The 11,064-nt window shown below is 64.7% G+C and carries 6 protein-coding genes; 2 read left to right on the top strand and 4 right to left on the bottom strand.

The genetic code is table 11. The features are described from left to right. Positions 1-8: 8 nt before the first annotated feature. The 4 genes from A5702_RS15975 to A5702_RS15960 all read right to left on the bottom strand — a co-directional run bounded on the left by A5702_RS15975 (position 9) and on the right by A5702_RS15960 (position 7,707). On the bottom strand, positions 9-1,283 hold the full coding sequence (locus A5702_RS15975) for a glycosyltransferase (protein WP_068221866.1): 1,275 nt from the start codon (positions 1,281-1,283) through the stop codon (positions 9-11). Positions 1,284-1,397: 114 nt separating this feature from the next. Continuing rightward, entirely contained in the window at positions 1,398-4,316 is a 2,919-nt protein-coding gene (locus A5702_RS15970) for an RND family transporter (protein ID WP_068221864.1), read from the bottom strand. Between the two features lie 83 nt (positions 4,317-4,399). Beyond that, positions 4,400-7,291: an RND family transporter gene (locus tag A5702_RS15965; protein ID WP_068221862.1), complete on the bottom strand. Its 2,892-nt coding sequence runs from the start codon at positions 7,289-7,291 to the stop codon at positions 4,400-4,402. After that, positions 7,288-7,707, bottom strand: a complete 420-nt coding sequence (locus tag A5702_RS15960; RefSeq protein ID WP_046183096.1) for an MmpS family protein — start codon at positions 7,705-7,707, stop codon at positions 7,288-7,290. Before A5702_RS15960 ends, A5702_RS15965 begins: the two co-directional genes overlap by 4 nt. 878 nt (positions 7,708-8,585) lie before the next feature. On the opposite strand from A5702_RS15960, the gene A5702_RS15955 reads away from it, so the two are divergent. Together A5702_RS15955 and A5702_RS15950 are read left to right on the top strand one after the other, a co-directional pair. Then, positions 8,586-8,816, top strand: a complete 231-nt coding sequence (locus A5702_RS15955; protein WP_046186970.1) for an MbtH family protein — start codon at positions 8,586-8,588, stop codon at positions 8,814-8,816. 40 nt (positions 8,817-8,856) lie between these two features. After that, the coding region (locus tag A5702_RS15950; protein ID WP_156669651.1) for an AMP-binding protein at positions 8,857-11,064 on the top strand (2,208 nt) is incomplete at its 3' end.

Genomic DNA, 11,064 nt, shown 5'->3' with positions numbered 1-11,064 from the left:
AGCGCTGATCAGGCATAACGCCTCAGGCTGGCGAAGTTTTCCGCGAGGTCCGCGGCCTTCGCGACGCTTTCGCTGGGACTCGTCATTCGGGTGGCGATCTCGCGGGCACGGGCGACGTAATCCGGCGCGAGAATGCGTCGCAGGTCCGTCACCAGTGATTTTTGCGTGGTGGCCGAAAATCGCCGGGTGGTGCCCACCTTCAATCGCTTGACCTGACCGCCCCACAGGGTTTGGTTGACGTCCATCGAAAGAATCAACGTGGGAACGCCGGCACGCAGGCTGGCGGCCGTGGTGCCCGAGCCGCCGTGGTGGACCACCGCGTGGCAGGCGGGGAAGATCTTCGCGTAATTCACCGCCCCCACCACCTTGACGTGGTCGAAGTGCGGGACTTCGCTGAAATCCGACCCGCCGGCGCAGATCAGTGCGCGTTCGCCCAATTGGGTGCAGGCGGTGCTGATCATCTCGACCATCTCGGTGGGGGATTCGACCGGGATGCTGCCGCTGGCGAAGCAAATCGGCGGTGTTCCCGCGGCTATCCACGAGGCGACCTCATCGTCGGTGTCGGTCGTCATCTCCATGGTCAGGGCGCCGACAAAGGGCCGGCGGCCGTCCCATTTCGACCATTCCCGCGCCAGCCCGGGAAAGCACACGTCGTCGTAGCCCTGGATTTCCAGGGATCGGCGTTGGGCGATCCGGCGGGGCGCCGGACGGGTCGCCGGCGGCAGGCCCAATTCGCGGCGCTGCGCGTTCTCGACGTCCTTCGTCGAGCGCCAGAACAGCCAGTCGACCAGCGTCATGGTGGAGCGGACCACGGGCGCCGGAATGGTCGGCACGAGCTGCCCGTTGGGCCGCATGGGGAAGTGGTGCATGGTGGCGAACGGAATGTGGTAGTACTCAGCAACATTCGCGGCGGCCTGCTCGAAATTGAGGCCGCTGGAAAGCATGTCGGCGCCGTCGGCCAGCGACAGCAGCGCGCCGTTGATGTCGTCCCAATAGCGGATGATCGGGTCCCAGACCTTGAGCACCAGCCTGATCGGATCGCGGATCTTCCACGCGTTGCGGAAGAAATCCGTCCACATGTTGCGCAGAAACTGCTCGTCGAGGAAGTCATGCACTTCCGGGCCGTAGGGGACCGCCGTCAGCCCGGCGGTCTCGGCGAAGCCGACGAGTTCGGGGGGCACCCCCAGGCGCACCTCGTGCCCCCTGCGGACCAACTCCCGGCCGACCGCCACCGAAGGCTCGACATCGCCGCGAGTTCCGTAGCAGGCCAGGGCAAACTTCATTGCGGTCCTAGGTTTCGGTCGTCCAGATCGACTTGCAGGGATATCGGTCATTATCTCTGGATCACCGGTGCCGATTGCGGTTTTGGCGCCGGCGGCCGGGCGGGCGACACCCGCCTAGCGGGACGGCCTCGAGACCGGGATCTCCGCCGTGGGCGTTTCGTCGTAGTCGGATTCACGGTGCAGCAGCGAGCGCACCAACGGACGCGGCCCCTCGGACCGAAGCATCCGGCTGGCCGGGCGCGGACGCACCACCTGTGGCCACCAGAACCAGCGCCCCAGCAGGGCGGCGATGGTGGGTGTCATGAACGACCGCACCACCAGGGTGTCGAACAATAGCCCGAGGCCGATGGTGGTACCCACCTGACCGATGATTCGCAGGTCGCTCGCCACCATCGAGGCCATGGTGAACGCGAACACCAAGCCCGCGTTCGTCACGACCTTGCCGGTGCCGCCCATCGCCCGGATGATGCCCGTCCGGATTCCGCCGCCGATCTCCTCTTTCATCCGGGACACCAGCAGCAGGTTGTAGTCAGACCCAACCGCCAACAGGACGATCACCGACATCGGCAGCACCATCCAGTGCAGCTTGACGCCCAGCACGTACTGCCAGATGAGCACCGACATGCCGAACGAGGCGCCCAGCGAAACTGCGACCGTGCCCACAATCACCAAGGCGGCCACGAAACTTCGCGTGATGATGAGCATGATGATGAAAATCAGGCAGAGCGCACCCACCCCGGCGATGAACAGGTCGTATTGGGATCCGTCCCGGAAATCCTTGAAGGTCGACGCCGTCCCGGCAATGTAGATCTTGGCGCTCTCCAGCGGGGTCGTCTTCAGCGCCTCCTCGGCTGCCGTGCGGATCTGGTTTATCCGCCCCACGCCCTCCGGCGTGGCGGGGTCGCCCCGGTGCGAAATGATGAACCGCGCCGCCTTCCCGTCCGGGGACAAGAAGTTGGCCATCGCCTTCTTGAAGTCGGCGTTGTTGAAGATCTCGGGCGGCAGATAGAAGGAATCGTCGTTCTTGGCCGCGTCGAACGCCTCGCCCATGGCCATGGCGTCCTTGCTGTTACTGGTCATCTGCCCGATGACGCCCGACATGGTGCTGTAGTTGGTCAGCAGCATCGCCTTCATGTCCTCGGCCATGGCGATCATCGGCGGATATTGCGCGAGCAGCTCGGGCATCAGCCGATCCATGTGGTCGAGGTCGACGAGGAGATCCTTGAGTTTGTCGCTCAAAATGTCTACGCCGTCGAAGGTTTCGAAGATGGCGCGCAGCGACCAACAGATCGGGATGTCGTAGCAGTGCCGCTCCCAGTAGAAATAGCTGCGGATGGGCCGGAAGAAGTCCTCGAAATTCGCCATGTCGTCGCGCAACTCGTTGACGATGACCGTCATCTCGTGGGTCTTCATGATCGAGTCATGCGTGATGCCGGTGAGTTTCTTCTGCAATTCGTACAGGCGCTTCATCGTCGCGATCTGCTGGCCGATCAGATCTGCTTGCGCGAGCATGTCTTTCGTGCGGGCTTGGACGTATCTGATGTCCTGACTCATCGTCGCGTTCTGCATGCTCAGCAGGAACGGGATCGAGGTGTGCTGGATCGGCGTCCCCTCGGGGCGGGTGATGCCCTGCACGCGCGAGATCCCCTTGACGTTGAAGATGCCCTTGGCAAGGCGGTGCAGCACAAGGAAATCCGCGGGATTTCGCATGTCGTGGTCGGCTTCGATCATCAGGATCTCCGGCATCATCCGCGACTGGGAGAAGTGGCGGTCGGCGGCCGCGTAGCCGACGTTCGCCGGGATGTCGCGGGGGATGTACAGCCGGTCGTTGTAGCTGGTCTTGTAGCCGGGCAGCGTGACCAGACCGACCAGTGCGATGGCGATGGTCGCGACGAGGATGGGCAGGGGCCAGCGGACGATCGCGGTGCCGATCCGGCGCCACCGGCCGAAGCCGATCTGGCGGGTGGGGTCGAAGAGGCCGAAGCCGCTGCCGAGCGTCAGCACCGCCGGCACCAGCGTCAGCGCGATCACGACCGAAGCGAACATGCCCACCGCACAAGGCACACCGATGGTCTGGAAGATGGGCATCCGCGTGAAACTCAGGCACAACATCGCGCCGGCGATCGTCAAACCGGACCCCAAGACGACCGGGGCCACCCCCTGATAGGTGGTGTAGAACGCGGTCTCCCGGTCATCGCCGGCCTGGCGCGCCTCCTGGTAGCGGCCGAAGAAGAAGATTCCGTAGTCCGTGCCGGCGGCCATCGCTAGCGCCACCAGCAGGTTGATGGCGAACGTGGACAGCTGAACCACGCCGTTGTCGCCGAGGAAGGCGATGATCCCGCGGGCGGCGAAGACCTCGATCCCGACCGTCAACAGCAACATGATCACCGTGGTGATCGAGCGGTAGACGAACATCAGGACGGCAAAGATGATGACGGCGCCGATCAGCGTCATCTTCAGGATGGAGCGGTCACCACTGCTCTGCATGTCCGAAATCAGCGCGGCCGGGCCGGTGACATAGGCCTTGAGCCCCGGCGGCGGCGGATTCTTCGCGATGATCTGCCGGACCGCGGCGATCGAGTCCTGGCCCAGGGTGGTGCCCTGGTTGCCGGCGAGGTTCAACTGGACGTAAACGGCCTTGCCGTCGGGGCTTTGCGCGCCCGCCGCGGTGAGTCGATCGCCCCACAGATCCTGCACGTGCTCGATGTGCTTGGGGTCGGCCTTGAGCTCCCGGACCAAATGGTCGTAATACTCATGGGCCTCGTCACCGAGCTGCGACTGCCCCTCCAGCACGAGCATCGCGAAGCTGTCCGAGTCCGACTCTTTGAAGTCCCGCCCCATGCGCTGCATCGCCTGTACGGCCGGCGCATCCTGCGGGGCCAACGGAACGGAATGCTCCCGACCGACGGTCTCCAGCCACGGCACGAACAGGGTGACCACCAGCGTCAGGCCCACCCACGCGAGGATGATCGGCACCGCGAGCCGGCGGATCGACCGCGCGACGACGGGGTGCCGGGTCCGTTCGGTGGTCATGCGGACCCCAAACGGCCGCTGCTGTCCTGCGTCACGATGTTCCCCACGATTGCGCCGTCCCGTTACTCAACTGGACCCGCCGCTCAGAGCGGCTGCTTCAACAACAGGGAACGAACCAACGGGCGGGGACCGGTCGGCCGGAGCATGGAACTGGCCGGGCGGGGACGCACCTGTTGCGGCCACCAGAACCAGCGTCCGAGCAACGCGGCGACCGACGGCGTCATGAACGCGCGGACGATCAGCGTGTCGAACAGCAGGCCCATGCCGATGGTGGTACCGACCTGACCGATGCTGCGCAGGTCGCTCGCCACCATCGAGGCCATGGTGAACGCGAACACCAAGCCCGCGTTGGTCACGACCTTTCCGGTACCGGCCATCGCGCGAATGATGCCGGTGTTGATGCCGGCGGCGATCTCCTCCTTCATTCGTGAGACGAGAAGCAGGTTGTAGTCAGACCCGACCGCTAGCAGCACGATCACCGAGGTGGATAGCACGGTCCAGTGCAACTGGATGTGCAGAATGTCCTGCCAGACGAGCACCGCCAGACCGAATGAGGCTCCCAGCGAAAGCAATACCGTGCCGACGATGACCATGGCGGCGATGAAACTTCGCGTCATGATCAGCATGATGATGAAGATCAGGCAGAGCGCGGAGACCCCGGCGATCAGCAGGTCGAATTTCGAACCGTCCACCAAGTCCTTGGTGATCGATGCGGTGCCGGTGAGATAGATCTTCGAATTCTCCAGGGGCGTGCCCTTGAGCGACTCCTCGGCCGCCGTCTTGATCGCCTCGACACGTGAGAGCCCCTCGGGCGTCGCCGGGTCACCGCGTTGCGAGATGAGCAGGCGAACGTCTTTGCCGTCCGGGGACAGGAACACGCTCATGATCCGCTTGAAGGCGTCCGAGCCGTTGATGATGCCCGGCGGCAGGTAGAAGGAGTCGTCGTTGCGGGACGCGTCGAAGGCCTGCCCCATGGCGCTGGGGTCCTTGGCGCTCGAATCCATCTGTCCCATCACGCCGGACATGGTGCTGTGCATGGTCAGCATCATGGTGCGCATGCTCTGCATGGTCTCGATCATCGGCGGGATCTGCATCACCAGTTGCGGCAACAGCGCGTCGAGCTGATCGAGATTTCCGACCAGATCGCGCAACTTGTCGTTGACCTCGTCAACGCCGTCGATCGCGTCGAAGATGGATCGGAACGAGAAGCAGATCGGGATGTCGTAGCAGTGCCGCTCCCAATAGAAGTAGCTGCGGACCGGTCGGAAGAAGTCCTCGAAGTCCGAGATGTGGTCGCGCAATTCGCTTGTGATTTCCTGCATTTCGTGCGTCTTGGCGACCATCTGATGAGTCGTGGCGACCAGCTCGCGCATCAGGTCCAGCATGTGCTGCATGACGGCGATCATCTTGCCCATCTCGTTGGCCTGCTTGAGCATGTCGTCCATGCGGTCCTTCTGGAACGCCATGTTCTGCAGCTGGCTGGCCTGGCCCATGCTGAGGATCCAGGGGATCGTCGTGTGCTGAAGCGGTGCCCCCTCGGGGCGGGTGACGGTCTGCACCGACGCGATGCCCGGGACCGCGAGCACGCCCTTGGCCAGCTTGTTGATCACCAGCATGTCGGCCGGATTGCGCAGATCGTGATCGGTCTCGACCAGGAGGATCTCGGGCATCGCCATCCGCGACCCGGGGAAGTGCCGCTCGGCGGCCGCGAACCCCACGTTCGCGGGAATGCTTGCGGGAATGAACTTTTGGTCGTCGTAGCTGGGCCGGTAGTTCGGCAGGGTCAGCAACCCGATGAGCGCGACGGCCATCGTCGCGATGAGAATGGGCGCGGGCCACCGGACGATGGCCGTGCCGATCCGGCGCCACCGGTGCACCGTGATAGCCCGCTTGGGCTCGAACAGCCCGAACCGGGCGCCGGCGGCGATCAGCGCCGGCCCCAGCGTCAACGCGACGAGTACGGCGATCGAGATGCCGACGGCACACGGGATGCCCAGGGGCTGGAAATACGGCAACCGGGTGAAGCTGAGGCACAGCACGGCCCCGGCGATGGTCAGACCCGAGGCCAGGACGACCTTGGCCACGCTGGCGTAGGTGGTGAAGAACGCCATTTCCCGGCTTTCACCGGCCCACCGCGCTTCTTGATATCGGCCGACGAAGAATATTCCGTAGTCCGTACCCGTCGCAATCACCGCGGCCACCAATAGGTTGACGGCGAAGGTGGTAAGGCCGACGATGCCCAAATGGCCCAGTAATGCGACCATTCCCCGGGCGATTTGCAATTCCAGCCCGACTATCAATAGCAGAAGAATTACGGTGACAACCGAGCGGTAGACCAGCAGCAGGGTGATGAAGATGACCGCCAGGCTCACCAGGGTGACCAGCGCGACGGTCTTCTGCCCGGCGATATTCATGTCGGCGATGATCGGGGCCGGGCCGGTGACGTAGACCTTGAGACCCGGCGGCGGGTCCGCCTGCTGCACGATCTTTCGGATCGCCGCCACGGACTGGTCGCCGGCGCTGCCGCCCTGGATGCCGTTGAGGTTCACCTGCACATAGGCGGCCTTGCCGTCGGCGCTTTGCGCGGCGCCCCTGGTGAGCGGGTCGCCCCAGAAGTTCTGGACGTGCTGCACGTGCTGGTGATCGGCTTCCAGTTGCTTGACGAGCCGGTCGTAGTACAGGTGCGCGTCGTCGCCGAGGGGCTGCTGACCCTCCAACAGGATCATGGCCAGGGCGCCGGTGTTGGTTTCCTTGAAATCGGTGCCCAGGCGTTCCATCGCCTTGAACGACGGCGCACCGATCGGATTCAGCGGTACGGCGCGCTCCTGCTCGACCTGCTCCAGGGACGGAACGCCGATGCTGATGAGGACGGCGATCGCCAGCCATCCCAAAATGATCGGCACGGAGAATCGGCGGATCATCCGTGCGAAGAATGGTGGAGACGTCGGTTCCGTCGCCAAATCCCGGTTACTCATGTCGCCGTCAGCACGCAATAGGTGAACGCATTCATCTCGTTTGAGATCTTCTCGGTTTTGACCACGCCGTCCACGAGTATACGGCAACCGAGACTTTCGCTATCGCCTTGTGCCACAACGTTTCCCACGATGGAAGGGAGGTTGGTGGCGATGTCGAAGCTCCACGGGAGGGGTATACCGTTGATGTGCTGCGGTTCGCCGTTGGCGTCGAAATAGCTGATGTCGGCCGTGGTCCCGGGCGGGCCGAAAACCTCGTACTTCACGTGCTTGGGGTTAAACGGTTTGGTGTCTTGCTGTCGGGTGTCGGCATACGACGGGCGCTTTTCCGATCCGAAAATTCCGTGCAGGCGCGAAACGGTCAAACCGCCGGCCGCGACGACCGCCACGATGACCAACGGAATCCACGCATGCTTCAGGAATTTCAGAATCGCCGGTTCCTGGCTTCGACGGTTCTCCCGCGGAATGGTCCGCCGTTCGGTGGCCTCGGCTGACGATCGGCGACCAAAGGGCAGAAAACGGCGTCGACGACTAGTCGGTTGGCTAATGTCGCGGCCTTTCGTGATGGTGATATCGGGCCGGGCCCGCACGTCGGGTTCGACCACCGCACCCCCTTCTACCCCATTTGGACGTCTCTTGCCATATCCGCCGGCCCGGACAAACTGTTACATGGCGATCGCGACGCCAGCCTGCGGCACATCGAACGCGGTGTACGTCGCAGCCTAGTCGTTCTTCGGTGCCTCGTACGAGCCCTGCCCCCCGGCGGGCGTGACCAGTGTCTTCATGAGTAAACCACGCCGATCCTCTCCGTATCGGGCCTTCGACAAGGAGATACGGGATCGTAATGCATACCGCGTGCGTAACGCATGTCGGCCGCCGGCCGGACGGGTCGCTCACGGGCGCCCCGGCGGGCGCGCGAGGGACGTCCGGGCGGCCCGCGGCCGGGTGGGCCCCCTGGCCCCCTTCCGCGGCGCCGCCGGCGTCGTCGCGGGCCCCCCGCGTGGTGATTTTCCCGGCGGCTTTCGGGTCGGTAGGCTGAGCGACGACAAGCACCCACAATTGCATCGTCCTCGAAGGCCGAGCCCGCCCAATCGCGAGCCGCATCGGTAAGCCATTGTCGCAGCTCACAGCAGCCAACGGCGGCAGCTGCGCAGCCTGCACCAGCCCAATTTTTAGGCAGCGTTAAGAGCCTGAGAGGTCGCACGGGGAACTTTGTCCAAACCTCGGACGCACGGTGGTGCCTCCAGTATGGTTTGGAACCGTTCCACTCGTGTCAACTAGACGTCTCTGGAGAATTGTGAGCATCAACCCGTTCGACGACGACAACGGTAGTTTTTACGTCTTGGTAAACGACGAGGAGCAACACAGCCTGTGGCCGGCCTTCGCCGACGTTCCCGCCGGCTGGCGAGTGGTGTACGGGGAGACGGACCGGGCCGCGTGCCTGGAGTACATCGAACAGAACTGGCCCGACATTCGGCCAAAGAGCCTGCGGGACAAGCTCGCAACGGGCCGGGGTTTTGAGCAGTAACGAGTCGGGGTATGGGGCGGGTGGAGCTTTGGGGGAGTCGATGGGAGATGGTGATCGCGCACTTCCGCTGACGCGCGGGCAGCTGGACATCTGGCTTTCGCAGGAAACGGGCTACGTCGGCACGGAGTGGCAACTTGGGCTTTTGGTGAAGATCGAGGGCCCGGTAGACCGTGCGGCCCTCGAGCGCGCCATCACGCAGGCGGTGTCGGAGGCCGAATCCGGCCGGGTGTCGTTTTTCGAGGTGGACGGCCAGGTTGTCCAGAAACCGATCGATTACCCGCACATCGAGCTGACCTTCCACGACCTCACGGCCTCGCCCGACCCCGTGGCGGAAGCCCGCGCGATGTCGTCGTCGATCCAGCGCACCCCGATGGCGTTGAACGGTCAGCTCTTCAAATTCGTGTTATTCCAGACACAGGCTGAAGAGTTTTATTTGTTCGGTTGCTGCCACCACATAGCAATTGATGGATTGGGTATGGCGCTGGTGTGCCGTCGGGTTTCGACCATTTATTCGGCCATGGTGACCGGAAAGGCCATTCCCGACGCCTATTTCGGATCGACGCAGGATTTGGTGAACCTGGAGGCCGAATACGAAGCGTCCGCCGAGTATCTGGAAGATCAGGAGTATTGGAGCAACAACCTTCCGCCCGAAAGCGGATGGGTCGAGCGGCCCACCGACGGCCCGCGCGGCAAGGACCATTACTCGCCGTCGGCGTCCGTCCAGTTGGACCCCTCCGTCACCACCCGGATCAAGGAACTGTCCAAGAAGCTGGGCATCCGCCGGTTCTCCGTTACCACCGCCGCCTGCGCGCTCCTGGTGCGGGCGTGGTCGGGGAGCGGTTCGGAGGTGGCCCTCGACTTCCCGGTGAGCCGGCGGGTGCGTCCGGAATCGAAGACCCTGCCCGGGATGTTCGCCGGCGTCGTGCCGCTGGTCCTGAGCACGTCCCCCACGTCGACTGTCGCCGATTTCTGCAAGCATGTCGACATCCGGATCCGGGAGTTGTTGCACCATCAGCGATTTCCGGTGCACACCCTCGAAAGCGACGGGCTGAGGCAGGCCGCGACCCGGGTCGGCATCAACTTCATCCCGATGCGGCTGACCCTGGACCTGGCCGGCTCCCCGGCAACGGCCACCTACACCAACCACGGGCCCGTGGGGCATTTCAGCCTGTTCTTCCTCGGCGCGGGCGACCAGCTTTTCCTGTCCACCGCCGGACCGGGCCAGCCGTTCGCGGACTTCGGCGTCGCCGACCTCGCGGCGCGGATGCAGCAGGTGCTGGAGGAGATGACCGCCGACCCGGAGCGGTGGCTGTCCTCGATCGACCTGCTGGCCGCCGACGAGCCGGCCAGGCTCGACGAGTGGAGCAACCGGGCGGCCTTGACCGAGCCGGTGCCCGCGCCGGTGTCGATCCCGGTGGCGTTCGCCGAGCACGTGCAGGCCGCGCCCGACGCCCTGGCGGTGACCTGCTCCGCCAAGTCGTTGACCTATGCCGAACTCGACGAGGCCTCCAACCGGCTGGGGCACCTGCTGGCCGGACATGGGGTGGGGCCGGGTGACTGCGTAGCGGTGATGTTCCCCCGCTGCGCCGACGCGGTCGTGGCGATGCTCGCGGTGCTCAAAACCGGAGCCGCCTACGTGCCGATCGACCCGGCGCACTCCGCGGCGCGCATGGAGTTCGTGCTCGAGGACGCGGCGGTGAGCGCCGTGATCACCCTGGCGGATCTGCGTTCGCGGCTCGAGGGGCGTGACCTGCTGGTCGTCGACGTGCACGACCCCGCCGTCGAGACCCAGCCCAACACCGCGCTGCCCGCGCCGGCCGCGGAGAACATCGCCTACATCATCTACACCTCCGGAACCACCGGAACCCCCAAAGGCGTTGCCATTCCTCATCTCAACGTCACCTGGCTGATCGAGTCGCTGGACGCCGGCCTGCCGAAGGGACAGGTGTGGACGCAGTGCCACTCCGCGGCCTTCGACTTCTCCGTGTGGGAGATTTTCGGCGCCCTGCTGCGCGGCAGGCGCCTGCTGGTGGTGCCCGAGTCGGTGGCGAGCTCTCCGGAGGACCTGCACGACCTGCTGGTCGCGGAGAAGGTCAGCGTCCTCACCCAGACCCCGTCCTCGGTCGCGATGTTGCCGGCGGACGGATTGGAGTCCACCGCCCTGGTGGTGGCCGGGGAGGCCTGCCCGGCCGACGTGGTCAACCGGTGGGCGGCGCCCGGCCGGGTGATGCTCGACGCCTACGGCCCG

Source organism: Mycobacterium sp. E3339 (assembly GCF_001666915.1).
GTDB lineage: Bacteria > Actinomycetota > Actinomycetes > Mycobacteriales > Mycobacteriaceae > Mycobacterium.
Note: the sequence above shows the minus strand (reverse complement) of the source record. Positions and strands in the feature narration are given on the sequence as shown.

Excerpts from the sequence above, each read along its gene's own strand:
- A5702_RS15975 (WP_068221866.1), bottom strand. The coding sequence starts at position 1,283 with ATGAAGTTTGCCCTGGCCTGCTACGGAACTCGCGGCGATGTCGAGCCT.
- A5702_RS15970 (WP_068221864.1), bottom strand. The coding sequence starts at position 4,316 with ATGACCACCGAACGGACCCGGCACCCCGTCGTCGCGCGGTCGATCCGC.
- A5702_RS15965 (WP_068221862.1), bottom strand. The coding sequence starts at position 7,291 with ATGAGTAACCGGGATTTGGCGACGGAACCGACGTCTCCACCATTCTTC.